Consider the following 25,070-nt stretch of genomic DNA (forward strand, 5'->3'; position numbering starts at 1 on the left):
AATCGGCTTTGAAGCGTCTTCTTCCAACAATCACGGAAGGAAGATATCCATGCTAAAATGGGCTTTGATATTCCTGGTAATTTCAATCGTCGCCGGCTTTTTCGGCTTCTCCGGCATCTCCGCGGCGACCGCGACGATCGCCCGCGTTCTCTTCGGCATATTCCTCGTCGTCTTCCTGATCTTCCTCATCCTGGCGCTGATGGCCGGACAGGCGATCTTCTAGCCAGGGGCCGGCCAGGGGCGACGGGACGACGGCGGTCATGGCTCGATGATGAAAGTGCTAGAGCACTGCCGTCAGCCAGGGGTGCATTCCCTTCAGCTGGCTTTTCACGAGATAGTCGATCGATATCGATCCTGCACCCGAAACCGCCAGTACGAACATGCCACCGGCGATTGCGAAGTCCTTCTCGAAGTGCAGCAACTCGTTCTGGCTCGCGAAATTGGTGTGAAACAGTAAGGCGGTCGCGAGGCAGAATAGCCCCAGGGCCACCGCACCGAACCGGCTGAGAAAACCGGCGGCAATGGAAAGGCCGGCGCCGATCTGCAGGGCAATGACGCCAAATGCCACCAGTGCCGGCAGACCAAGCTTTTCGAACGTATCAAGCGTCACGGTGATAGTCGCGATGAGCGAAAACCCCTCATGCAGGAAGATCAAGGACAGGAGAATCCTGCCCAGAAGAAGAATGAGGTCGGCCAGAGAAGGCCTGCTTGCAGCATTTTCCATCATAACCTCCACTATTCCGGAAGCAGGCGGCGAAACCGCCTGCTTCCGTCGTTGATGTGCAGGTCAATTGCCGCCCTTTGCGGCAATAACCTTCTCAAGGTCGTCAAGTTCCTCGCAGCCGACGGGGCAAAGCTGCTTCAGCATGGATACCTGCTCCTCGGCCTTCGCCATGTCGCCGGTCTCGACGTAGAGTTCACCCAGATATTCATGTGCCGCCTTGTGATCGGGCTGAAGCTCCAGCGCCTTGGTATAATATGTCAGCGACGTCCGGTAATCGCCTGTCTTGCGCAGCGTAAATCCCATCAGATTATAGACGTCCGCCTGCTGATTATCTTCGGCAATATCGCGAAGTTCGGCGAGCGCGCCGGCATAGTCCTTAGCGTCGATCTTGGCGCGCACCGAAGTGAGATCGGGGGCGTCAGTCGATTCCATGTTGTCGACGGCAAAAGCCGGCAGAGCACTGATCGCTGTAAAGCCGGCGGACGCTGCGCAAAGGCCGATGAAAGTCAGAACGACATATTTCCTGATCTTTACCATGATATCTCCTTTCGGCCCGTCAGGCCTGGATTGTCGGGGTGAAGGCATAGGCATTTCCGTCCTTGACGAAGGTGCCTGAGCCGGGGAACGGAAAATGCGAGCCGCAGATCGCGATATTGTCGGCAATGACGCGATCGATGAGACGGCGGCGCGTGTCGATGGCCATTGGTCCGTCCTGGTCGTAGCTGCCCTGCCAGTCGGGATGCGGGGCGAGCAGCGCCGGCACGTACATGATGTCGGCGGAAACGAGCAGCTGCTTGTTGCCGGAGCTGACGAGGTAGGTCGAATGGCCGGGTGTATGGCCAGGCGCTGAAAGAAGCGTCATGCCCGGCGCAACCTCTGCCTCGTCATTCACCAGTTTCCAATTCTTCCATTTCGGGAAGACGTCGGCGATACGCTTGCCAGCGGGCTTGCGGCCTTCGGCAAGCTTTTCGACGCGGCCGGGCTCCGTCCACCAGTTATATTCAACGGCGTTGACGATGAGCTCGGCGTTCGGGAAGACGGGATTGTTCGTTCCCTTTTCCATCAGGCCCCAGACATGGTCCGGATGGAAATGTGAGATCATGATCGTATCGATCTTCCTATAGTCGATACCGGCCGCCGCCATATTCGCCGGCAGATGGGTGGCATTTTCCTGCCACTGACCGACGCCGGAACCGGCATCCATCATGATCATGTGACTGCCGATCTTCAGGACGACCACCGTCAGCGGGATCGGCATGAATTCGGTCGTCAACCCGGCCTTGGAAAGCGCCTCCTTGGTGTCTTCGATCGAGGCGTTCTTGATGAAGGTCGGATCATGCGGCTTCTTCCAGATGCCGTCATAGATTGCCGTCACCTCGATATCGCCGACCTTGTATTTGTAGAAACCGACCGTCGGCTCCAGGGGTGTGGCCGCAAGTGCCGGCATGACGAATTCAAGTTTCGACGACAGGCCGAACGCGGCCGCTGCGGCAGCCGATCCAAGGACCGCGCGGCGTGACATGGTAAACATGAATATGCCTCCTCTTGTTGATGGCATTTCGATCGGCGAAGACCGCCACCATTCGGCTGCCCTCGCTGACGAACTAGATCGACGGCAGCGCGCTGTTATTCCCGGCTCGAACAAAATTTTTGACAAATCATTGGAAACACGTTCGTATTTCCGCTCGACGCGGCTTTCGCTCTGCTGAACGCAAATAAATCGGCGCGATTTGGAATAAAATCACACGCCAATCGGTCTAGACTGCAGGGACCGCAGATGACCGCGGGTCTCACGTCCAAATCGGCTGCTGTTGAGGCAGGGAGGATGATGACAAACGCTCAGATCGCCTATCCCGTCGGGTCCAGCGGCTGCATGCTGCTGCTCACCCGGCAAATGTCGAAGACCCGCATTCGAACATCAGCGCTGGCGACGTTTTTCGCCGGCGCCCTGCGACTGCTTCACCTTTCGGTCTCAGAGAAATCCGTTAGCGAGCAGGTCGCTTCGACGGCAGATGCGTCGGCACAGCATGAGTTCATGCTGCGCTTTCAGCACGTGATTGTTCCGCATCTGGACGCAGCCTTTAATTTCGCCCGTTTCCTCAGTCGCGATAGCGACGCCGCTCAGGATATCGTCCAGGAGGCATTCCTGCGTGCCTATCGCAATTTTGAAGCCTATCGTGGCGGCGATCCGCGTGCCTGGCTCTTTGCCATCGTCAGGAACTGCTGCCACGTCTGGCGCCAGCAGGATCGTCGCAAGGCACATTTCGAGCGGCATCTGGACGATAGCGGCAGCTCCGATCCCGATGAGGATGAAGGCTTTCAGATCGCCTCGGAGGAGGATTCTCCGGAGACCGCGCTGATCCGGCTGAGCGAGCAGCAGCGTGTGCGTGCCACGATCAGCAGGCTTCCGGAAACGATGCGGGAGATCCTCGTCCTGCGGGAACTCGAAGATCTCTCTTATCGACAGATCGCCGAAATCATCGACGCGCCGATCGGCACTGTCATGTCGCGTCTTGCGAGGGCCCGGCGTGAATTTGGCGAAGCCTGGGAAGCAGGCAACAGGAGCGAGACAGCGTGATGAGTGAAGCCCATCAGAAAGCCTGTCCTGAATGGCGCATCATGCTGCACGGTTTTATCGACGGTGAACTTGATTCCGTCCACGCATCGCAGTTCGAGAATCATCTCGCGACCTGCGAAAATTGCCGGGCGGAGTTGGAAAGGGTTGGCGCAGTGAGGAAGATCATCGATCAGGATGGCGTTCGCTGGAGACCGCCGGAGGCGCTGCGGTCACAGGTTCTCTCCCTGCTGTCTTTCGAACAAACGGCAACCATCGCCGGCCGGCCACCGCAACATCAGCCGCCTTTCTGGCGCCGTGCTTTCGACTTCGTCCGGCAGTGGAGCTTCGTACCGTCCCTGGCGGTGCTGGCGGCGAGCGGCTTCCTGTTCGTCAATGCTCCGTCGCAGACCCTGATTCTGCAGAATGAAATCATGGCAAGCCATGTCCGCTCCATGATGGCAGATCACCTGACCGACGTGCTGACCTCAGATCAGCATACCGTAAAGCCCTGGTTCAACGGCAAGATCGATTTTTCGCCGCCCGTCGGCGATCTCACCAAGGATGGCTTCCCGCTGGTCGGTGGCCGCGTCGATTATATCGGCGGCCGCGCCGTTGCCGCCCTTGTCTACCGACGCCACGGCCACATCATCAACCTGTTCATCTGGCCCGCCGCATCCAGCGCCCAGACGACAACCGAACACGACGGTTACAACATGGTGCAATGGTCGGATGGGGGACTGATGTTCTGGGCGATTTCGGATGTCGCCTCGGGCGATCTCGCCCAATTCGAGAGCGTCTTCCGGTCTACGGTAAGGCTCTAAAGCAGGCTTGCCCCGACATTGATGGCCAGTGCCAGTATAGTGGTGTTGAACAGGAACGACAGCAGCGCGTGCAGCAAGGTAAACTTGCGCATCGTCGTGGAGGTCACCGCGACATCGGCGGTCTGAGCCGCGACACCGATCGTGAATGAGAAGTAGAGGAAGTCCCAATAAGCGGGCTCTTCGATACCATCAGGGAATTTGAGCCCTTCGTACTTATCCGGGCCGCCGTAGAAATAATGGGCATAGTGGATCGTGAAAAGCGTGTGCAGAAAAATCCAGGAGATTAAGATGGTCAGGATCGCCGCAGCCGCCCGCCAGAGCGCGATATTGGCGGGTGCATCCTTGATCGAATGAAGCTCGATGCCGATGCCGGCAATGCTTGCGAGGGCCGCAGCAATCGACAGGAAGAGCAGGAAATTATCGGAAAAATCGAGATCTTCGGATCGCTTCTTGATGCTCTCAACGGTCGCCCGCAGCATCTTGCGCAAGCTGAGCGCAATGAAAATGAGCGCCGCCGCATTCCAGCCGAACAGGATATTGCTGGCGCTGGCGTCCCGCGAGGTCAGGAGCAGAAAGAGGATGAAACCGCCTGCGGCCGCTATGATGAAACTCGCATGCTTATGGGCAAGCGAGACGAGAGAATTTCCGTCATCCTCGTCAGCCACCGTTTTCCCTCCATTTCTATGCCTTTGATATCAACACGAAAAAGGCGCGGATGCCAGCGGCACCGCGCCTTTCATAAAATAGCGGCTGGCCCGACTCCTAGGCGGCAGCGAGCTGCAGTTCCTTGCGGACCTGGCTGCGCAGCGTGCCGAGATCCTTCGCGAATGCGCGGATGCCTTCAGCGAGCTTTTCGGTAGCCATCGCATCCTCGTTCATCATCCAGCGGAAGGTCTTTTCGTCGACCGCGATCTTCGGAGCCGGCTTGACGGTTTCCGGCGAAAGTTTGCGCTCCAGCTTGCCTCGGTCGTTCGACAACTCGTCGAGCAGGTTCGGAGCAATGGTCAGGCGATCGCAACCGGCCAGCGCTTCGATTTCGCCGGTATTGCGGAAGGAGGCGCCCATGACGACGGTCTTGATGTCGTTGGCCTTGTAGTAATTGTAGATGTCGCGAACCGACAGAACGCCCGGATCTTCCTCGGCGGTGAAGTCCTTGCCGGTCGACTTCTTGTACCAATCGAGGATACGGCCGACGAAAGGCGAGATCAGGAACACGCCGGCGTCAGCACAGGCAACTGCCTGGGCCTTGGAGAAAAGCAATGTCAGATTGCAGTCGATGCCTTCCTTCTGCAGGATTTCGGCGGCGCGAATGCCTTCCCACGTGGAAGCGAGCTTAATGAGGATGCGATCCCTCTCGATGCCACGCTCCTTATAGGCGGCGATGATGCTGCGTGCCTTGTTGAGCGAAGCTTCCATGTCGAAGGAAAGATCGGCGTCGACTTCCGTCGAAACGCGGCCGGGAACGAGCTTTACGAGTGCCGCGCCAACGGAGATCGCAAGGCGATCGGCAACGGCTGCAGCCGCAGCATCGGCATCACCGCCGAGCTTCTTGCCCCAAGCGATCGCTTCCTTCATATCGTCCGCGAACATCTCGGTGCCAAGCGCCTTGAGAACGATGGAGGGATTGGTCGTGCAATCGACCGGCTTCAGGCGAGCGACAGCCTGAATATCGCCAGTGTCGGCGACCACGGTTGTAATCTCGCGGAGTTGGTCAAGCTTGGATGTCATGGTCAAAATCCTTTGTGAACTTGGGCTGCGGACCGGCGCGAGTTCCGCCCGGCGAAGATGTGATCTAAGGACAGCTGGTTTGCATGCTGCAGGCGAAAAGACGCTTGCCCGTCACGGATGAGTCATAAACGTGAGAGGCATTGGCGGTGTTCCCAAGGGCTTCGTCCCAGGCTCTGGAAAACAACAGGTGCATCGCAGGCGATACCGCCTGCGGCTGAAGGGCCGGTCGTGACTTTCCGCATGCCCGCACATTGTCCTCCTCGGACGGACAAGAACGACGTTGTCGGTTATGACTATCGCCGCTGTCGCAACGAAAAGTCAAGGACATTTGTGTATTTCAATTGACATAAGTGTCACACCCGGCATTATCGCGGGAACAATGCCGATAGCGCAACCTTATGCTATCAACGACAAAGATCTAGGGCGGAATCGGCGCGGGAGGAGATGTGGTCAAGCTGAAACGCGGCACGCACACTGCCTATTCCGAAGCCTCGTCGCTCAGGCTCAAGGCTGCATGGCTCTACTATAACGAAGGCCTGACCCAGAAAGATGTCGCCGAGCAACTCGGCATCAGCCGCACCACCGTTATCCGGCTGCTCGACGAGGCGATGAAACGCAGCGAAGTGCAGATCTGGATCAACGATTCGATCGGCGATTGTGTCGAATTATCGGTCAAGCTCGAAAGAGCTTACGGTCTCGACGAAGCGATCGTCGTTCCGGAGCCCGCCAATTGCGATGCGAACTCGCTGGCAAAGAATGTCGGTCTGGCGCTTGGTCAGTTCCTGTCGGAGGCAATACCGGACGATTACACGATCGGTGTCGGCTGGGGCCGCACCATGACGGCTTCGCTGGCAAGCTTCCGCCCACCGCGCCGCGATAATTGCAAGGTCGTCTCCCTGCTCGGCGGCGTCGTCGCCGTCCACCAGACGAACCCGATCGACTACACCTGGCGGCTGGCAAACCAGCTGGGCGCCGAATGCTACATGTTTCTCGCGCCGCTGCTCGTCGATTCGACTGAGACCAAACGCAATCTTATCGAAAAATGCGGGCTGGACACGATCTACAGGCTAGCCGAAAATCTTGATCTTGCAATCGTCAGCTGCGGCGATATAGGCCCCCATTCGACCTCACTGTCCGAAGGCTGGATTTCGAAGGCGGAGTTGCAGCAGTTGATCGACGCCGGCTGCGTCTGCGACACCATGTTCAACTTCCTGGACAGGGACGGTAACTCAGTCGACCACTCGATCAATCAGCGGGTGATGTCGGTGGACCTCGATACGCTGAAGAAGGCAAAACACATCGTGCTCTCCTCGGGCGGCGCACATCGCGCTGTCGCGATCCGGGCAACGATCAAGCGTGTCGGCTGCAACACGCTGATCACCGACGAGAGCGCGGCAAAAGCACTGCTGGAACTCGCCGAAGCCGCCTGAACGGCTTCGTCTGTCACATCGGTCAGGCGTGCGCCGCTTCCCAGCCGAGCATCGCCCGTTTGCGGGTCAGGCCCCAGTGGTACCCGGTCAGCGCTCCGTTTTTGCCGAGCGCACGGTGGCAAGGCACGACGAAGGAAATCGGGTTGGCACCGACAGCCGCACCGACCGCGCGCATCGCAGTCGGCCGGCCGATATCCTTGGCGATATCGCTATAGGTCACAGCCTTGCCGAACGGGATTTTCAACAGGCTCTGCCAGACACTGACCTGGAAATCCGTACCGATCAGCACGACGCGTAGCGGCTGATCCGACGTCCACCGGCCAGGTTGGAAGATACGTTCCGCATAAGGCGCCGTCGCTTGGGCGTCCTCGATATAATCCGCATTCGGCCAGCGGCAGGTCATGTCTTCAAAGCAAGCCTTTTCATCGCCGGTATCGCTGAAGGCAAGACCTGCAAGACCGCGTTCCGTGACCATGACGAGTGCCGTCCCGAAAGGACAGATGTGAAATCCGTAGCGGATCGTCAGACCGCCGCCCTTCGCCTTCCATTCGCCCGGCGACATCGCCTCATGCGTGACGAACAGGTCATGCAGACGGCTCGGCCCCGACAGGCCGACCTCGATGGAGGTTTCGAGCAGCGGCATCTCTTCCTTGCGCAAAAGCCGCTTGGCGTGGTCGAGCGTCACGGCCTGCAGGAACGCTTTGGGTGACAGGCCAGCCCAACGGGTAAAGGTCTTCTGGAGTTGCGTCGGCGACTGATGCATCCGCGCAGCAATCGCTTCCAATGACGGCTGGTCGCGATATTCTTCGCTGATGAGTTCGATGACCTGACGGACGATGTCGTAATCCGGACCATCAGGAGTGATATCTGTTTCGAGCTTCGCGATCATGTTCATCGTCTTTCTCCTTTACAAAGGAGATAATCAACGGCGGGCAGCCAAACCACCCGTTTCTTGCGTGATTTCTCAGATACGCCGTTTGACCGTCGCCAATGCGCCCTTGAAAGCCTTGGCGAAGCTCTCGCGATCATCAGGATTGAGGAAGGAGCCGACATCCGTGCGCTTGCCTTCCCCGAAAATATGCATGGAGAGAATGCCGATTTCCTGATGCCGGCGCACGAGAAAGCGTGTCCAGAACGGGTTGAAATGATGCTCGGTCATTCGGCCGGACGGAGAGAACTTGCGTACCGATACATCCGTGCGCGAAACCGTCACTTCTTCCCGCACCTTACCAGACCGGTAATTCAGCCAGAAGGCGCCATAGAGCAGCAAAAAGTCGAGCCCGAAGAAGAAGCCGATCGGCCAGGCGCCGGTGACGATAAAGAACATGCCGTACATGAAGCAGATGGCGCCAGAAATACCAAGCAGCACCTTGAAGCCCTTCCGCCCAAGGGAGCGGTAGGGAAAGAGCTCAGCTGCGAAAACAGGCGGCTCGTTGCGGCTGTCGGCGTTGCTTTCTATCATGACCGTTGAGTATAGATTTTTCATGGCCAATCCGAAACTCAAATCCGTTAGCAAACCATCGCAGAACTCGAATGTGATCGTCCGCCGCAAGCCAGCGACGGCGGTGAAGACCGCCTATTCCCTCGCCGAACGCGAGGAGATCTTTCGCCGCTTTTCGATCCAGCGGCCCGAGCCGCGAGGCGAGCTGGAGCACACCAATCCTTTCACCCTCGTCGTGGCGGTGGCGCTCTCCGCCCAGGCTACGGACGCCGGCGTCAACAAAGCGACGCGAGCGCTCTTCAAGGTCGCCGATACGCCGCAGAAGATGCTCGATCTCGGCGAGGAGAAATTGCGCGATTATATCAAGACGATCGGCCTTTACCGCAACAAGGCGAAGAACGTCATTGCGCTCTCGCAGATGCTCGTCGATGAATTCGGCGGCAGGGTGCCTGAGACACGTGAGGAACTGGTACGCCTGCCGGGCGTCGGCCGCAAGACCGCCAACGTGGTGCTGTCGATGGCTTTCGGCCAGGCCACCATGGCTGTGGACACGCACATCTTCCGCGTCGCCAACCGCATTAAGCTCGCCCCGGGCAAGACGCCTGACGAGGTGGAAGAGCGGCTGATGAAGGTCGTGCCGAAACACTACCTTTATCACGCCCATCATTGGCTGATCCTGCACGGTCGCTATACCTGCAAGGCCCGCCGCCCGGAATGCGAACGATGCGTGATCGCAGATATCTGCAAATCGCCGGAGAAGAGCTGCGATATCCCGGCACCGCTGGTCGAACTACCGCCACAAGTGATCGGCGAGGCCGTCGAGTAGAAACACAGTCCTCTCTGTTCAATCTCAGGCGCGAAAACCGGGATCGCGCGCCGAAATCAGCTTGTGTAGATGCACCATCATGCCGGCAGCAAAGAGCGGCGTAAGCAGGTTGACAATCGGGATTGCCAGGAAAAGTGCGATCACCAGACCGCCGAGAAAGACGGTTGGACTATGCTTGACGCGAAACAGCCGCGCCTCCGGCGGCGAGCGGAAGCGCATGGCTGCGAACTCGAAGAATTCCCGCCCGAGCAGGTAGCCGTTCACCAGGAAGAAGGCCACGAGATTGACGCCGGGAATGAACAGCAGCAGGAGCGCGATGATATTGCCGACAATGACCACGCCGAGGAATTTGAGCGAGCTTGCCATTGCCGGACCAAGCGGCATGGCCTTGCCCGGATCATCCTGCGGATAGTCCCGCTTCTCGATTACCTCGGCGACGTCGTCGAGGAAAAGGCCGGCAATTACAGCCGTGACCGGCGAAAGCAGGAGCGCCAGCCCAAGCCCAAGACCGATACCGGCGGCAATCAGAAAAGCGAAGCTCAGCCACCCGGCCCAATCAGGCATTTCTGGAAAGAACCCGGCCACAAAAGGAAAGATGAAGGCGATGAAAATGCTGCGCAGCGCAAACCACAAGCCAATCAGCACCAGCACCGTCAGTCCCAGAACTTTCCAGAAAACCGACCGCGTCTCCGGCGCAAACAGGTTGATGAGTGAAAGGCGAGCGGCGTCAAGGATCATTCTCTGGCGTCTCCGTTACGCACCACCATGTAGGAAACCTGCGTCCTGTCGGCAAGTCAGTTGAAAATTACATGTTTGAATAGAAAACTTGTCGAAAATTATATGCTAATATATAGTTCTCAACGTTAGAAATACGTGTGGGCCTAAGAAGAGCTTCCGGACAATATTAAGAAACAAGGATTCGGCTCTGCATGAATCCACGGAAAGCCTCGGAAGGTATGGGGAGGCTGCGGCGTGGAAGACTTTGTACAGAAGCTTAGGCAATACGCAAAATCCGGCACGCCCGCCGAACGGCGCATCGCCAAATATTTCACCGAACACTTAAGCGATCTGCCATTCGAAACCGCCGCGTCGGTTGCCGACCGGCTTGATCTTTCTCCGATGACGGTCGGGCGCTTCCTGCGTGCTCTCGGCTATCAGGGCCTGGACAGTGTCAAGGTGGAGATCCGTGAAACGGCGACGACCTCGCCCGTCCAGTTCCAGAGCGCGATGACGGAACTGCAAGCTGACGCGACGGAAGGTAAAGCGCTTGCTGTTCTCGTGGCCGAGCAGATACAGGCACTGCATCACATCTATCATTTGACCGCGCAGCCGAATTGGAGTGAAGCCGTCGCGATGATCGGCGCCTCCCGAGAGGTCTTCGTCGCAACCGATGCCAGACTTGCCGGTTTCTCCAATCATTTCTGTCAGCGATTGACCCAGGCCCGGGATGGGGTGCATCCGATCGACGGCGCGGCTAACCACTTCACCGAACTTTTCGCCCGTTCCTTCGTCGACGATGCCGTGCTTGTCATTATCGATTGCCGGCGTTTTGCGAGATCGCGGCTGCTCGCGCGCACCGCCCGACGCTACGGCTACAAAGTAATCCTGATTTCCGCTCAGCATGCAGACTGGCTGCCTGAACAGTCGAACGTCGTCCTGCCTTTGCCGCCTGCCCGCGCGCCCGATATGGATAACCTGCCACCGCTCATTGCCTTGCTAGACTGTCTTTCAGAGGCGGTCATTTTGAGCGCCGGCGAGGAGGCAAGCCAGCGCCGCCGACGCATGGTAGAATTTGCAGCTATCCTCGGTGAACCGCCAAACCGCTGACCTAATCCACGGCTTCCAACTCTGCCCGGTGACGATACATGGCAAGGAGGCGACGATAGTCCCGGTCGTAAATCGCCTGCTTGCTCCGGTCGGGAAGGCGTTCGGCGCCGCCCGGATACATTGCCTTGCCCGCTGCCGCCAGATCCTTGTGTAAGCCGCAGGCAACCGACGCAGCGATCGCGGTGCCGAGCAGCACCGCTTCGTTCATTTTAGGCACGATGACCTTGCAGCCGGTAACATCCGCATAGAGCTCCATCAGCACCGGGTTCTTTACATGCCCGCCAGCGACATGCAGCGTATCCGGCACATAGCCGTAACCCTTCATCGTCTCGAGGATATGGCGGATGCCGAGCGCAATCGCGACCGCGGTCCGCCAATAGAGCGCGCAGAGTCCATCGAAGGACGTATCGAGCGTCAGCCCGCTGATGGCGCCGACGGCATGCGGATTTGCCAGCGGCGACCGGTTACCGTGAAAATCCGGAAGGACGAAGATCCGTGCACCGAGCGCATCACCTTCTTCTGCCCTGAGTTCAGCAATGCGGGTGACAATCCTCTGATGCAGCACCGTGTTCGGCTCGCCGCCAGCCGCATGCATACGCACGATATGATCGAGCAGCCCGCCGGCCGCCGATTGGCCAGCCTCGACGAGCCACGATTGCGGAAAGACTGCCTCGTAGTAAGGCCCCCACATTCCCTGGCTCGGTTTTCGCTCGCGGGAAAAGGCGACAACGCAGCTTGATGTCCCAGCAATCAGCGCAAGCTGATGCTCCAGCTTCTCGTGATCGCCGGCATAACTGCTGAGCGTGCCGAGCGCACCGGCATAGGCATCAATCATTCCAGCCGCGACGCAGCAATCGGTCGTCAGGCCCAACCCTTCGGCAGCCTCCGGCGTCAGCCTGCCGATGCTCTCGCCGACTGCTGCCGCCTCGTCCGGCAGATGACCACGCGCCTGTAGATCCTCAAGTCCGATCTGCTGCAGAAAATCCTGCCGCCAGCCTTTTTCCTTATGGGCAAGATAATTCCACTTGGCCGTCAGGGTGCAGCGGGAGCGGGCAAGCGAGCCGGTGGCCTTCCACGTCAGGAAATCGGCGAGATCGAAAAGATAGCCAGCCTTCTCCCAGGTCGCCGGCAGCTTCTTCTTCAGCCACATCAGCTTCGGCATTTCCATTTCCGGCGACATGACACCGCCGGAATGTTCCAGCACCTCATGCTTCGTCGCCGTGCAGAAATCGGCTTCGTTCAATGCTCGATGATCGAGCCAGACAATCGTGTCGAAACGCGTCTCGCCGCCTGCGGAAACGCTGATCTGCCTGCCCTCGGTGTCGCGCACTACAAGCGAACAGGTGGCGTCGAAGCCAACGGCGCCAATAGCGGCCGCCTCAATGCCGGACTGGCCCATCGCCGTGCGCACCGCGCTGCAGACAGCCGCCCAGATATCCTCGGAATCATGCTCGGCATGGTTCTGCCGCGGTCTGTTCATGATGATCGGATGTTCGGCCTTGGCAAGCAGGTGGCCACGCACATCAAAGACACCGGCACGCGCGCTGCCCGTGCCGATATCCACCGCAACCACATGATCACGCATCAATGCTGAGTCCCGTCCCGCTTTTGCTGGCGGACAAGGTGTATCAATTCCGGCATGGCGTCAAACACGACTTCCGGCGAAAGCCGGTCAAGCTCTTCCCGATAACCGGCGAAGTTGGCGTGCGAACCGCCGGTGAAGGCAAAAACCGTCATACCTGCTGCTTTTGCTGCTGCAATACCCGCCGGACTGTCCTCGATGACGATGCAGTCGTGCGGCTCGACATGCATCTGGTCCGCCGCATAGAGGAAGAGATCCGGGGCCGGCTTGCCACGCTTGACCATGCTGGCACTGAAGATGTTCGGCAACTTCGGCAATAACCCGGTGACGGAAAGCGACAGCTTGATCCGCTCGATCTGGCTGGACGAGGCAACGCAGCAGGGAACGCTGAGCGCATCGATGGTATCGCCGACGCCGGGCATGGCCCTCAACTCGGTACGGAAACGGGCATAGAGATTGGTGCGGATGCCTTCGAGGAATTCCTCGTTGGCATGCACATTGAACTCCGTCTCTAGTATGTCGATCAGCGTCGCGAGGCTTTTGCCGAGGAAGCGCTCATAAGCCTCATCCTCGGTAATCGTCACGCCGAGATCGGCCATCGCCCTGACGAGGACACCGATCGAAATCGGCTCGCTGTCCACGAGCACGCCATCGCAATCGAAAATGACCAGCCGTGGTCCAGCATCAGCCATGGAAGACCCAACCTGAGTTCAGTTCGGACGAGACCGTCCTGCTTTGTCCGCAAGGCCGGGATGGCGGCAGAAATGCCGCCATCGGGATTCTTTACACTGCGAGCTTGCCGTCGAGATAGAGCTGCAAGGTTTCCTTCGTGCCCTTTTCCCACAGGGTTTTGAGGGCATGGGAAAAACGCTTGCGGAAAAGCTCGGACTTCGCCGCTTCGCCGAAAATATCGTCGAAGACGAGGAAGGCGGCCGGATCGTCCTTGGCCTTCACCGCCGCTTCGTGCAGGCGATCGGCACTGGCATCGTTGAAGACGATGTCCTTGCCGCTGTCGCTTTTGCCGAAGAAGTAGCGGCACCAGAGCGCCGAGACGAGCGCAAGGCCGACGACATCCTTGCCCTGGCGCAGATTGTCGAGCGTCGAGGGCAGGATAAATTTCGGCTGACGGTTGGAACCGTCCTGTGCAAGCCGCGGGATCGTATCGGCAATCTTGGGGTTGAGGAAGCGGTGTTCGATCAGCTTGAAATAATCGGCAAGCGACGTATCCGGAACCGGCGGTACGATCGGGATGATTTCCTCGTTTTCGAGCTTGGCGAGGAAAGCGCGGATCAGATCGTTCTCCATCGACTCATGGACAAAATGAATATCCATCAGCGCGGCCGGATAGGCGATCGCCGCATGACCGCCATTGAGGATGCGGATTTTCATATGCTCATAGGGCGTGACATCGGGCACGAAGGTCACGCCGACCTTTTCGAGCGCCGGGCGACCCATCGGGAACTTGTCTTCCAGCACCCACTGCTTGAACTCTTCGCAATAGACCGGCCAGTTGTCCTCGATGTCGAAATTGTCCTTGAGAAAATCGATCTCGCGCTGGCTGGTTGCCGGCGTGATGCGATCGACCATTCCGTTCGGAAAGGAGACGTTCGCCTTGATCCAGTCGGCAAAGGTCGGATCGGAAAGCTGCGCCGTACCGATAACGGCATTTGCCGTCACGACGCCATTGTGAGGAATGTTGTCGCAGGACATGACGGTGAAGGGCGCGATGCCCTTGTCCTTCCGCGCCTTCAGGCCTGCGACGATCAGACCGAAGACCGTCTTCGGCGCGGATGGGTTCTGGCCATCGGCGACGATTGCCGGATGCGCTGGGTTGAACTTGCCGGAAGCATCGATGAAGTAGCCACCTTCGGTGATCGTCATGGAGACGATGCGGATCTCAGGATCGGCAAGCTTGGCGATGATGACATCAGGTTCGCCGACAGGCAGGATATCGATCATCGGCGCGGTCACACGCGCCGCGGTCCTGTTGTTGTCCTGCTCGACGACAGTCGTCAGGAAGTCCTGCGCCGCAAGCTTGTCGCGCATGGCTGCGTCCGAAGGCAGCACACCGGCGCCGATGATGGCCCAGTTATGGTCGCTGCCGGCATTGAAGAGATCGTCGAGATAGATCGCTTGATGGGCGCGATGGAAGTTACCGACGCCGAAGTGCACGATGCCGGCTTTCAGCGACGCCCGGTCGTAAGCCGGAATGGCCGCGGTCTTTGCCGCCTCGGCGAGCGTTGCCAGCGATAGTTTGCACGTCATGTTTCAGTCCTCTCGAAGGTCTTGCGAAGAGGCTCTTGGCCTCTCCGGTAGCGCGGATCGGACGAGATCGCCCGGTCCGCATGTCTGCCCCCAGCCGGCGGCCGCCTCAGATCGCGAGGCCGCTCTCGTTGAATTTATGAATGCGCGTCTTGTCCGGCGTCAGGTACACGGTGTCGCCGGCCCTGGAAGCAAAATCGCCATTGCTGCGTGCCGTCACCATGCCGATGCCGTCGACATCGGCATGCAGGAAGGTGTCGGAGCCGAGATGCTCAGCGACCGTGACCTTGCCCTTCCAGTCGCCGCTTTCGGTCGACAGCAGCACATGCTCGGGACGAATGCCGATCGTGTGCGCATTGAGCTGCGCGGCATTCTGCCCGTTGATGAAATTCATGCGCGGCGAACCGATGAAGCCTGCCACGAATAGGTTACGCGGGCTGCGGTAGAGCTCCAGCGGCGAACCGACCTGCTCGATATTGCCCCTGTTCAGAACGACGATCTTGTCGGCCATGGTCATGGCTTCCACCTGGTCGTGGGTCACATAGATCATCGTCGTCTTGAGCTGCTGGTGCAGCTCGCTGATTTCGATGCGCATGTTGACGCGCAGCGCTGCATCGAGGTTCGACAGGGGCTCATCGAAGAGGAAGGCCGAAGGCTGGCGAACGATGGCGCGGCCGATGGCGACGCGCTGCCGCTGGCCGCCCGAGAGTTGGCGCGGCTTGCGGTCCAGATAGTCGCCGAGGTTCAGCACGCGCGCGGCATCGTTCACCTTGCGGTCGATCTCTGCCTTATCCATGCCCGCCATCTTCAGAGGGAATGCGATGTTGTTGCGCACGCTCATATGCGGATAGAGCGCATAGGACTGGAAGACCATCGCCAGCCCGCGTTCGGACGGCGCCTTCTCGGTCGCGTCTTTGCCGTCAATGACGATCTTGCCGCCGGAGACATCTTCGAGACCGGCGATAAGGCGCAGCAGCGTGGACTTGCCACAGCCGGACGGGCCGACGAAGACAACAAATTCGCCGTCCTTGATATCGAGATCGATCGAAGGGATGACCTTGGCTTCGCCGAAGACCTTCGAAACCTTTTGAAGGGTAATGCTGCCCATGTTTCTCTCCCTATGATCTTATTTCACCGCGCCGAAGGTCAGGCCGCGGACAAGTTGTTTCTGACTGAACCAGCCGAGAATGAGGATCGGCGCGATCGCCATGGTCGACGCCGCCGAAAGCTTGGCGTAGAACAGGCCTTCCGGGCTCGAATAGGAGGCGATGAAGGCCGTGAGCGGTGCTGCCTTTGATGCCGTCAGGTTCAGCGTCCAGAAGGCTTCATTCCAGGCGAGGATAATATTGAGCAGCAGCGTCGAGGCAATGCCCGGCACCGCCATCGGCGTCAGCACATAGACGATTTCCTTGACGAGCGAGGCGCCGTCCATGCGCGCAGCCTCCAGGATTTCGCCGGGGATTTCCTTGAAATAGGTGTAGAGCATCCAGACGATGATCGGCAGGTTGATCAGCGTCAGCACGACCACCAGACCGGTCCGCGTATCGAGCAGGCCGGAATTGCGGAACATCAGATAGATCGGAATGAGCGCACCGACCGGCGGCATCATCTTCGTCGACAGCATCCACATCAGCACGTCCTTGGTCCGCTTGGTTGGCGCGAAGGCCATGGCCCAGGCAGCGGGAATAGCGATGATGAGGCCGATCAGCGTGGAGCCGAAGGAGATCACCACCGAATTCATGAAGTGGCTGAGATAGTTGGAACGGCTCTGCACTTCCGCATAGTTTTCCGTCGTCCATTGGAAGAACAGGAATTGCGGCGGGGAAGCGATGGCATCCGCTTCCGACTTGAAGCTCGTCAGGAACGTCCAGAGGATCGGGAAGAAGATCAGGATAGCGAACGCCCAGGCGATCGCGGTCATGATGACCTTGTGTTGGGTCGTAACCTTTCTAGCCATCTCAAGCCTCCAGATTCTTGCCGACGAGGCGCACGAGGAAGATCGCAACGATATTGGCAAGCACAACCGCCACGATACCGCCGGCAGAAGCCCCGCCGATATCGAACTGCAGCAGCGCCTGGGCATAGACGAGATAGGTTAGATTCGTGCTCTGCGTGCCCGGACCGCCATTGGTGGTGACGAGGATTTCGGCAAAGACCGACAGAAGGAAGATCGTCTGAATGAGGATCACAACCGTGATGGCTCGGGCCATATGCGGCAGGATGATGTAGATAAATTTCGAGATCGCGCCGGCGCCGTCCATTTCGGCAGCTTCCTTCTGCTCTTCGTCAAGCGACTGAAGTGCCGTCAGTAGGATCAGCGTGGCGAAGGGAAGCCACTGCCAGGCGACAATGAGAATGATGGAGAACAGCGGCATCGTTGCCAGCCAGTCGATCGGCTGCAAGCCGACAGCCTTCGCAATATAGGCGAAGAGGCCGTTGACCGGGTTCATGAACATGTTCTTCCAGACAAGCGCTGCGACTGTTGGCATAACGAAGAAGGGCGCGATCACCAGGATGCGTACGATCCCCTGCCCGTAAATATCCTGGTCGAGCAACAGCGCAAAGAGGATACCACCGACGACGGTGATGACGAGCACACCGGCGACCAGCACCAGCGTATTGATGAGCGCGGCGAAGAAGGCCGGATCGGTGAGGAAGTATTGGTAATTTAAGAGACCGACGAAGGTTTCCATGCCCGGGCTGAGCAAATTGTAGTTCAGCAGGGAGAAGTAAATCGTCATCGCCAGCGGGACGATCATCCACGCGAAGAGAAGCACCACGGAAGGGGCCATCATCAGGCGTGCTGCGGAGCGGGTGTGTAACGTTGCCATGGCAAATCACCGGTCTGATCTGAAGCGGGAACGGCTGCAGGACGTTTCTGAAAAAAGAGGCCGCCGATGCAGTTCGGATGATCGGCGGCCCGGAGGTGCGGAATGTCAAGCATTCCGTACATGCTCAGGAGGTTTTACTTGATATAGCCCGCCTTGGTCATTTCGCGGGTGGTCAGCTGCTGCGCGCTCTGCAGGGCCTGGTCGACCGAAATCTGGCCGGCAAGGGCTGCGGAGAACTGCTGGCCTACGGCCGTGCCGATGCCCTGGAACTCCGGGATCGCCACGAATTGGACGCCAACATAAGGCACCGGCTTGACGGTCGGCTTGGTCGGATCGGCGGAGTTGATGCTGTCGAGCGTCATCTTCGCAAACGGAGCAGCCTTCTGATATTCGGCATTTGCATAGAGCGAAGTGCGGGTGCCGGGAGGTGCGTTCAGCCAGCCTTCCTTTTCGGCGACAAGGTTGGTGTAATCCTTGCTCGTTGCCCAGGCGATAAACTTCTCGGCTGCTTCTGCCTTCTGCGAGCCTGCCGGGATGGCAAGGTTCCAGGCCCAGAGCCAATTGCCGCGCTTGCCGAGCCCCTTGTCCGGAGCCAGTGCAAAGCCGACCTTGTCGGCAACTTTCGACTGCTTCGGATCAGCTACGAAGGAAGCAGCAACCGTTGCGTCGATCCACATGCCGCATTTGCCGGTCTGGAAGAGCGCCAGGTTTTCGTTGAAGCCGTTGGAAGAAGCGCCGGGAGGGCCGGCTTCCTTCATCAGGTTGACGTAGAAGGTCAGCGTGTCCTTCCACTCGGGCTGATCGAACTGCGGCTTCCACTTTTCATCGAACCAGCGAGCGCCGAAGGAGTTCGACATGGCCGTCAGGAAGGCCATGTTTTCGCCCCAGCCGGCCTTGCCGCGCAGGCAGATGCCGTAGATTTCCTTGTCCTTGTTGGTGATCTTCTTCGCAGCGTCTGCAATGAAGTCCCAGGTCGGTGCATCGGGCATCTTCAGGCCTGCAGCGTCGAACAGATCCTTGCGATACATGACCATGGAGCTTTCGCCGTAGAAGGGAGCTGCATAGAGCTTGCCGTCCTGGCTGATGCCGCTGCGGATAGCCGGCAGCAGGTCATTCACATCATAGCTGTCGCCGAGATTGTCCAGCGGCAGGAGCCAGCCCTGCTTTGCCCAGATCGGAACTTCATAAGTACCGATCGTCAGCACGTCATACTGGCCGCCCTTGGTCGCGATGTCGGTCGTCACCTTCTGGCGCAGTACGTTTTCTTCGAGGGTTACCCATTCAAGGTCGATGCCGGGATTCTTCGCCTTGAAATCATCCGTCAGCTTCTGCATCCGGATCATGTCGCCGTTGTTCACGGTCGCGATTGTCAGCGTCTCGGCCGAAGCCATGCCGGCAAACGCTATTGCCGAGCAGGCGCCCAGCAGGAAAGTTCTCAATGTCATATCTTCCTCCCAGAAGACGAGTGTGAGCATTCGCTTTGCTCATGGGCAATTACTCACCAATGGCGATAATTTGTCAATCGGCAATCGTTGCTGCGATGCCGAACAATCGAGCTATGTTATTGATTCAAAAGTGTAATATTTTTGCTCAGCTATTGAGCAAAAACTCGGCCGTCTCTTCGTCAGTGATCAAACCGTTCACCTGATGGCCTGATATGGCAGCTTTGATTGCCTTGAACTTGCGCTTGCCCTTGGCAATCCCGATGACGACAGACGAATCGCGCGACGGGATGGGAGCGGACGCGACACGTTCGTTGATCGGGTCGTCGAGCAGCCTGCCGTCGGCGTCGAAGATCCATCCGCAGATCTCACCTGCCGCCCCGCCGCGCATCAGCGCCATCATTTCGTCTTTCTCAAGGAAACCGTCGACGCAGAGCGGGCCGTCGATGCCGAGTTCGCCGATACCGACGAATGTCACATCCGCCTGCGCGCTGATCGCCAGCGTTGAGCGCACCAGCTGCTGGCCATGCAGAAGCTCTCGCTCCTCCGCCGAGGTGACGAGAACCGGCAGCGGCATCGGATAGTGCCGCGCCTTCACGGCATCGGCCATGCTGAAGATGACGTTGTAATAGGCAGCCGAACCGTCGGGCGCGATATTGCCCGTCAATGAAACGATGCGATGATTGGGACATTCGATCGCCGGCAGCTGATCGACGGCGGCCTTCAGGGTTCGCCCGGTACCGACCGCGAGCACGATCGGCTCGGGGCGCTTCAACCACCGCTCGATTTCAGAAGCTGCCGCCTCCGCAATGCCGACCGTCATCGAGGACGAACCCGAATCGCTCGGAACGATCTCTACATGCTTGAGGCCGAATTTCTCGCGAAGCTGATTGCCGAGTTCGAGGCACGCGGCAATCGGATGATCGAGCCGCACCTTGATCAGCCGCTCCGCTACGGCAAGCGACACCAGCCGCTGCGCCGACTGGCGAGAAATACCCATGGCGGAGGCGATTTCGTCTTGCGTGCGGCCGGCGACATAATAGAGCCACCCGGCGCGCGCCGCATCATCCAGCCGTCCGGAAGTCTCCGCTTTCTTAACCATGTGCTGCCGCCAATATTCCCTTTGAGTCTATCTGGCGTCAGATCAAAACAAAAATCGGGCAAATGTCGAGGGCGTTGAAAAAGTGAGCAGTCGCTTCCCTACGCAAACCACCGCATGACGACGTAGATGGCCGCCTTAACGAGGCCGTAAATAACCCCAACGGCGACAGTGAGCGAAACCGCCGTCAAGAGGAAGCCCAGAAGCGAAAACAACCCATCCCGGCCAAGAATCGCGAAGGAGAAAAGCGATATCGCAATTGCCGGCAGGATATTGCCGAGCGGCACCGGCAGCACGAGAACGATCGCCAGCACCAGACAGCAAAGACCCGCCAGATATTCTGCAGGCGGTTCGACGAAAATACCAAGCCGCGGCTGCATCATCCGTTCCGCCCGGGCAAGCCAGGGATGGATGCGCCCGACGATAGTCCCGAAATCCTCTCGCCGCATGGAGCGAGCCGCAATCGCCCGCGGCAGCCAGGGCTTGAGGCCGAAGGTGAGCTGCGCAGCTAGGAAGACCAAGGGAGCGCCGAGCAATGAGGAGGTACCGGGCGGCGTCGGAAAAGCATTCGGCAACGCGAAGATGAGCATCAACGCGCCGATGGCCCGGCCGCCCATCGTCTGGAACAGATCGCCGATCGAGACGCGTTCGCGGCTTTGATCCGCCGCCATTTGTCGCAGGATGGAGGAAAGCCGCCGGCCTTTCGGGCGAGGTCTGCGGGCTGTCGTTCTGTTGGTTCCGGTATTTTCGATTGTCATAGATCCGGTATCGGTATGTGAATAGCGAAGAGCTTGCCCGTGTAATATGCCATTAGCATGACCTTGACGGACAATTATCGAGCGAAGGCTCGCCAGCAACTTAGTTAATTTATCGAATAATCCTTGTAATTCGACGCCAGGAGTGCGAGCAGACGCCCAGCAGAGATAACTGGCAGACATCAGATGATCATTTCATTCGATATCGGCGGCTCCGCCATCAAGGGCGGGTTTGCACATTCTGAATCCGACATCGTGCCGCTTGGCCGCCGCCCGACCCCGAAGGACAATTTTCCGGCCTTTGTCGAAACGTTGAAGAGCTTTATCGCCGAGAACGGTGAACAGCCGTCCCTCATAGCGCTCTCGATTGCCGGTGTCGTTGACCCGGACACGCAGCGCTTGATCGTCGCCAACATCCCCTGCATTCACAACCGCAACCTCGCCGCCGACCTGGAGGCAGCGCTCGGCCTGCCCGTGCTGATCGCCAACGATGCCGACTGTTTCGCCATGGCGGAAGCCGAGCTCGGCGCCGGCCGCGGCCACCGCATCGTCTTCGGCGCCATCCTCGGCACCGGCGTCGGCGGCGGCGTCGTCTCCGATGGCCGCCTCATCAATGCGTCAGGCGGCTTTGCCGGTGAATGGGGCCACGGCCCGATCATCGCATCGCAGGCAGGGACCCCGCCAGTCGCCATCCCCGCCTATGCCTGCGGCTGCGGCCAGAAGGGCTGCGTCGATACCATCGGCGGCGCACGCGGCCTCGAACGCCTGCACAAGACGCTGCACGATCTCGACCTCTCCAGCGAAGAAATCATCGCCAACTGGCAAGGCGGCGAGGAAAAGGCCAACCGCACCATCGATGTCTATGTCGATCTCGTCGCCTCGCCGCTGGCGCTCGCCATCAACATAACGGGAGCGACTATCGTGCCCGTCGGGGGCGGCCTTTCGAATGTCGAACCGCTTCTCGCCGAACTCGATCAGGCAGTGCGCGCCCGCATCCTGCGGAAATTCGATCGGCCGCTGGTGGTGCGCAGTGAATGTCGCATCGAACCCGGCCTGATCGGCGCAGCACTTCTGGGCCTGAAGGCCGAAGCAGCCTGAAACAATTCCAGCAAAAGTGCATAGCGGTTTTGCGTCCGGAATTGCGCAAAAGCCGAACTTAGAGCTGCGGCCACATCCTGACGATCACGGCAAAGCGAAGCCAGTCCTTGCGTAGAGTCGGGGTCCAGGCTGCCTCTGCGACGGCCGGCAGCCGCGGGAAAACCAGGCGGTTGAAATAGGCCCGCGAGACGAAATTCTCGCCCCAGATGCAGGCCTGGATGCCACGCATCCGGTCTCTCAGGTCCTCTGGCAACTCGCCCTCGGCCTCGTAGGCATAGGTCTTTTCCGGAGGCGTGAAACCGGCCCAGCTGGCGCCCGGCTCTCTCCACCCTTCGGCCTGGGCCATGTCGAGATAATAGGCCTGGCCCGGCGTCATGACGATATCATAGCCCTCTCTAGCCAGCTCGATACCGACTTCAGGCTTTTCCCAGGCCATCAGCAGCGTACCCTCACGATCGACGCCACCGCCATGCGAAACCTCGTTCCAGCCGGCAAGCTTCTTGCCGCGTTCGGCAAGCATCGCCTTGATCCGCCGCATGAAATGCGACTGAAGCTCGGCCGTTCCGGTAAGCCTCTCCTTCTCCATCAAGGCCTTGCAGGCCGGTGAGGCGAGCCATGAACCGTGCGGCACCTCGTCCCCGCCAATATGGATATATTCAAAGGGAAAGAGTGCCACCATCTCGTCAAACACCTTGCCGAGAAATTCATAGGTGAACTCAACAGCCGGATTGAGCGCATTGTTCGGATAGCCCTGTGCCGAACGATAGCTGCCTGGCGCCTCCTGTCTGTCGACAAGCTGCGGCAGAGAGACGAGCGTTGCTGTGCTATGACCGGGAATATCGATCTCCGGCAGGACATTCACATAGAGGGAGGCCGCATGGGCAACGATCCGGCGGGCGTCATCCTGCGTGTAATGTCCCGAACGCGGTTCGGCCCCATCGCCGAGCTGCGGCACCAGAACTTCGTTCGGCCCGCGTCTCGCACCGATGTCAGTCAGTTCCGGATAGGCCTTTATCTCCAGTCGCCAGGCCTCATCGTCAGTCAGATGCCAGTGAAAAATATTGAGCTTGTTCCAGGCGAGGATATCAATCAGCCGCTCGATATCCGCCACCGGATAGAACTGACGCGAAACATCGAGATGACAGCCGCGCCAAGCATAACGAGGCTGGTCGGCTATGTCGCCGAAGACCGGAAACTGAAAGATTTCCGCGTCCCGGCGCGCGCCATGCAGCAACTGGGCGAGGCTGATCAGCCCATAGAACCGCCCGGCCTCGTCGTCGGTGGCAAGAATGATCTCCTGTGACGTGAAGCGCAGCTCACAGGCCTCCGGCATGATCGAGGACTCCACCTTGAAGCGGATCGGTCGCCCGCCCTGGACCGGCTGCAACGTGAAAGGCACGTTGTCGGCTGGAAAGAGCCGCTGATAGAGCGCCAGCGCCTTCGCCACGGCCTTGATATCCTCCGGGCGTGAACCGGCTGCCGGGTAAAGCGCGATGGGCGGCATCTCCTCCGGCCGCATCGACAGGGACAGTGGCCAGGGCAGCAGCGAGAACGGCTCGGTGACTTCGCCCCTCGGCAGCAACTCCGGCAATTCGCCGTGCACTACGCTATCAAGCATCAGATCGCCGAAGCTGACGGGGACATGCCGGCCATCGGCAAGCGTAAGGTAGGCGGATTTGATACCCGCCGTGACGTGCCTCGGGCCATTCGTCAGGCCTTCCACGGAAAATTGCCAGCAGCCGCCCGGCTTGAGCGTGAGCCCGTCGGGCGGAGAATATTCGTGAAGATTGGCAACGCGCCGCTTGAGCACGGCACCCTCGGCGACATGTTCCTCTGCTACCCGGGTGAGCGAAGTATAGGCGAGTGTAAAACCGGTAAGCGGTTCGTCAGAAAGATTGAAGAGCGTGAAACTGAAGCGTCCGAAGCTTCCTTCGACCGGGCGCCAGCTCGCTTCTAAACGGTAATCGGCCACAGTCATGTCCTCCCTCCAACGAATATAGGGCGATCTTTACTCCCGTTTAGCGCCATCGTCTCCTCGCGTGCTTTCGCGGTTTGACAATTTGCAGGCATCAGCGGAGATCGAGACAATTCAATGCGAAGCGAGCCCCGATGAGAGATCCTTTCAAGAACCCCCTCCCCGCCTCCGATGAAGCCCGCCATTCCATCTGGGAAATGCTCGTTCACCGCGACATCGACGCCTTCCTCGCCGCTGACTGGAGCAAGGTGGCCGAAGATTTCGTTCAAGACGGCTTCATCGGCATCGATGGCGGCAAGGAAGTGAGCCCGGACAAGTGGCACCTCGCCTTCCCGACGCTTTCGGCCTATCGCGACGAATGGCTGCGCCAGGCGGAGGATTTCAAGAAGCAGAGCTTCTCCGAAGATCCGCGCACGGCGATCTTCACCACCACGGTGCTGGAAGACATCGAGATCAATGGCGACATGGCGCTGGTGCACAAGAAGTTCGACGGCAGCATCCTGCGCCCCGATGGTTTACGTGATCGCATGCTCTGGCAGACGCTTTACTATTGCCGCAAGCATCAAGGCCGCTGGAAAATCTCTGGCTTCACCGGCTACCTGCCGAATCCGATGGCCTGAAACGAAAGATCATCTGAAACATAAAAGCGCGGCCGAAACCGCGCCTTTTTTC

Annotated in this window: 26 protein-coding genes; 8 read left to right on the top strand and 18 right to left on the bottom strand. The window is 59.0% G+C overall.

Features of this window, described 5'->3' with window-relative positions; genetic code table 11:
• Positions 1-49 precede the first annotated feature (49 nt).
• Positions 50-223 carry a DUF1328 domain-containing protein gene (locus tag EV281_RS25890; RefSeq protein ID WP_007817547.1) on the top strand — a complete coding sequence of 58 codons (174 nt, stop codon included), beginning with the start codon at positions 50-52 and terminating at the stop codon, positions 221-223.
• A gap of 57 nt (positions 224-280) precedes the next feature.
• On the opposite strand, the gene EV281_RS25895 is transcribed toward EV281_RS25890, so the two are convergent.
• Genes EV281_RS25895 through EV281_RS25905 form a run of 3 tightly spaced genes read right to left on the bottom strand, consistent with a single transcriptional unit; the run spans position 281 to position 2,255 of the window.
• Positions 281-727: a DoxX family protein gene (locus EV281_RS25895; protein WP_132657130.1), complete on the bottom strand. Its 447-nt coding sequence runs from the start codon at positions 725-727 to the stop codon at positions 281-283.
• Between the two features lie 60 nt (positions 728-787).
• Entirely contained in the window at positions 788-1,252 is a 465-nt protein-coding gene (locus tag EV281_RS25900; RefSeq protein ID WP_184328115.1) for a tetratricopeptide repeat protein, read from the bottom strand.
• A 28-nt stretch (positions 1,253-1,280) separates the two neighbouring features.
• Positions 1,281-2,255, bottom strand: coding sequence for an MBL fold metallo-hydrolase (locus tag EV281_RS25905; RefSeq protein ID WP_132657132.1), 975 nt, complete (start codon positions 2,253-2,255; stop codon positions 1,281-1,283).
• A 294-nt stretch (positions 2,256-2,549) separates the two neighbouring features.
• Between EV281_RS25905 and EV281_RS25910 the strand changes: the two genes are divergently transcribed.
• Entirely contained in the window at positions 2,550-3,302 is a 753-nt protein-coding gene (locus EV281_RS25910) for a sigma-70 family RNA polymerase sigma factor (protein WP_132657133.1), read from the top strand.
• Positions 3,302-4,102 (top strand): anti-sigma factor, encoded by an 801-nt coding sequence (locus tag EV281_RS25915; RefSeq protein WP_132657134.1) that lies wholly within the window; start codon positions 3,302-3,304, stop codon positions 4,100-4,102. The genes EV281_RS25910 and EV281_RS25915 overlap by 1 nt, the downstream gene beginning before the upstream one ends.
• Here EV281_RS25915 and EV281_RS25920 read toward each other — a convergent pair.
• Entirely contained in the window at positions 4,099-4,767 is a 669-nt protein-coding gene (locus tag EV281_RS25920) for a DUF1345 domain-containing protein (protein ID WP_132657135.1), read from the bottom strand. The two genes, EV281_RS25915 and EV281_RS25920, sit on opposite strands and share 4 nt — an antisense overlap.
• 97 nt (positions 4,768-4,864) lie before the next feature.
• Positions 4,865-5,830 (bottom strand): transaldolase, encoded by a 966-nt coding sequence (gene tal, locus EV281_RS25925; protein ID WP_132657136.1) that lies wholly within the window; start codon positions 5,828-5,830, stop codon positions 4,865-4,867.
• 446 nt (positions 5,831-6,276) lie between these two features.
• On the opposite strand from tal, the gene EV281_RS25930 reads away from it, so the two are divergent.
• Positions 6,277-7,260, top strand: coding sequence for a sugar-binding transcriptional regulator (locus EV281_RS25930; RefSeq protein WP_132657137.1), 984 nt, complete (start codon positions 6,277-6,279; stop codon positions 7,258-7,260).
• A 22-nt stretch (positions 7,261-7,282) separates the two neighbouring features.
• Here the strand turns inward: EV281_RS25930 and EV281_RS25935 are convergent, their stop codons facing one another.
• Positions 7,283-8,155 (bottom strand): bifunctional helix-turn-helix domain-containing protein/methylated-DNA--[protein]-cysteine S-methyltransferase, encoded by an 873-nt coding sequence (locus tag EV281_RS25935; protein WP_132657138.1) that lies wholly within the window; start codon positions 8,153-8,155, stop codon positions 7,283-7,285.
• A 69-nt stretch (positions 8,156-8,224) separates the two neighbouring features.
• Complete coding sequence (locus EV281_RS25940) at positions 8,225-8,722, bottom strand: DUF2244 domain-containing protein (protein WP_132657249.1); 498 nt, start codon at positions 8,720-8,722, stop codon at positions 8,225-8,227.
• Here EV281_RS25940 and nth point away from each other — a divergent pair.
• The gene (gene nth, locus EV281_RS25945) at positions 8,721-9,527 is read left to right on the top strand and encodes an endonuclease III (RefSeq protein WP_184328074.1); all 807 of its coding nucleotides are present in this window, start codon (positions 8,721-8,723) and stop codon (positions 9,525-9,527) included. The two genes, EV281_RS25940 and nth, sit on opposite strands and share 2 nt — an antisense overlap.
• 24 nt (positions 9,528-9,551) lie before the next feature.
• Here nth and EV281_RS25950 read toward each other — a convergent pair whose 3' ends face one another.
• Complete coding sequence (locus EV281_RS25950; RefSeq protein WP_132657140.1) at positions 9,552-10,265, bottom strand: sulfate transporter family protein; 714 nt, start codon at positions 10,263-10,265, stop codon at positions 9,552-9,554.
• A 234-nt stretch (positions 10,266-10,499) separates the two neighbouring features.
• On the opposite strand from EV281_RS25950, the gene EV281_RS25955 reads away from it, so the two are divergent.
• A complete protein-coding gene (locus EV281_RS25955; RefSeq protein WP_132657141.1) occupies positions 10,500-11,354 on the top strand; it encodes a MurR/RpiR family transcriptional regulator in 855 nt (284 codons plus the stop codon).
• Between the two features lies 1 nt (position 11,355).
• Here EV281_RS25955 and EV281_RS25960 read toward each other — a convergent pair whose 3' ends face one another.
• The 9 genes from EV281_RS25960 to EV281_RS26000 all read right to left on the bottom strand — a co-directional run bounded on the left by EV281_RS25960 (position 11,356) and on the right by EV281_RS26000 (position 21,250).
• Positions 11,356-12,939: an FGGY-family carbohydrate kinase gene (locus EV281_RS25960; RefSeq protein ID WP_132657142.1), complete on the bottom strand. Its 1,584-nt coding sequence runs from the start codon at positions 12,937-12,939 to the stop codon at positions 11,356-11,358.
• Positions 12,939-13,628: an HAD family hydrolase gene (locus tag EV281_RS25965; protein WP_132657143.1), complete on the bottom strand. Its 690-nt coding sequence runs from the start codon at positions 13,626-13,628 to the stop codon at positions 12,939-12,941. Before EV281_RS25965 ends, EV281_RS25960 begins: the two co-directional genes overlap by 1 nt.
• A 91-nt stretch (positions 13,629-13,719) precedes the next feature.
• The gene (locus EV281_RS25970; protein ID WP_132657144.1) at positions 13,720-15,201 is read right to left on the bottom strand and encodes a mannitol dehydrogenase family protein; all 1,482 of its coding nucleotides are present in this window, start codon (positions 15,199-15,201) and stop codon (positions 13,720-13,722) included.
• Positions 15,202-15,307: 106 nt separating this feature from the next.
• Complete coding sequence (locus EV281_RS25975) at positions 15,308-16,306, bottom strand: ABC transporter ATP-binding protein (protein WP_132657145.1); 999 nt, start codon at positions 16,304-16,306, stop codon at positions 15,308-15,310.
• Between the two features lie 18 nt (positions 16,307-16,324).
• The gene (locus EV281_RS25980; RefSeq protein ID WP_132657146.1) at positions 16,325-17,155 is read right to left on the bottom strand and encodes a carbohydrate ABC transporter permease; all 831 of its coding nucleotides are present in this window, start codon (positions 17,153-17,155) and stop codon (positions 16,325-16,327) included.
• A 1-nt stretch (position 17,156) separates the two neighbouring features.
• On the bottom strand, positions 17,157-18,029 hold the full coding sequence (locus tag EV281_RS25985) for a sugar ABC transporter permease (RefSeq protein ID WP_132657147.1): 873 nt from the start codon (positions 18,027-18,029) through the stop codon (positions 17,157-17,159).
• 134 nt (positions 18,030-18,163) lie between these two features.
• On the bottom strand, positions 18,164-19,474 hold the full coding sequence (locus tag EV281_RS25990; protein WP_132657148.1) for a sugar ABC transporter substrate-binding protein: 1,311 nt from the start codon (positions 19,472-19,474) through the stop codon (positions 18,164-18,166).
• Positions 19,475-19,619: 145 nt separating this feature from the next.
• Positions 19,620-20,573 (bottom strand): sugar-binding transcriptional regulator, encoded by a 954-nt coding sequence (locus EV281_RS25995; protein WP_132657149.1) that lies wholly within the window; start codon positions 20,571-20,573, stop codon positions 19,620-19,622.
• Between the two features lie 98 nt (positions 20,574-20,671).
• A complete protein-coding gene (locus EV281_RS26000) occupies positions 20,672-21,250 on the bottom strand; it encodes an exopolysaccharide biosynthesis protein (protein ID WP_245508359.1) in 579 nt (192 codons plus the stop codon).
• 261 nt (positions 21,251-21,511) lie between these two features.
• Here EV281_RS26000 and EV281_RS26005 point away from each other — a divergent pair, with 261 nt between their 5' ends.
• Complete coding sequence (locus EV281_RS26005) at positions 21,512-22,423, top strand: ROK family protein (protein ID WP_132657151.1); 912 nt, start codon at positions 21,512-21,514, stop codon at positions 22,421-22,423.
• Positions 22,424-22,481: 58 nt separating this feature from the next.
• Here EV281_RS26005 and EV281_RS26010 read toward each other — a convergent pair whose 3' ends face one another.
• Complete coding sequence (locus EV281_RS26010; protein WP_132657251.1) at positions 22,482-24,395, bottom strand: family 20 glycosylhydrolase; 1,914 nt, start codon at positions 24,393-24,395, stop codon at positions 22,482-22,484.
• Positions 24,396-24,532: 137 nt separating this feature from the next.
• On the opposite strand from EV281_RS26010, the gene EV281_RS26015 reads away from it, so the two are divergent.
• Complete coding sequence (locus tag EV281_RS26015) at positions 24,533-25,018, top strand: hypothetical protein (RefSeq protein ID WP_132657152.1); 486 nt, start codon at positions 24,533-24,535, stop codon at positions 25,016-25,018.
• Positions 25,019-25,070 lie beyond the last annotated feature (52 nt).

This window comes from Rhizobium sp. BK418 (genome assembly GCF_004341105.1).
Lineage (GTDB): Bacteria > Pseudomonadota > Alphaproteobacteria > Rhizobiales > Rhizobiaceae > Rhizobium.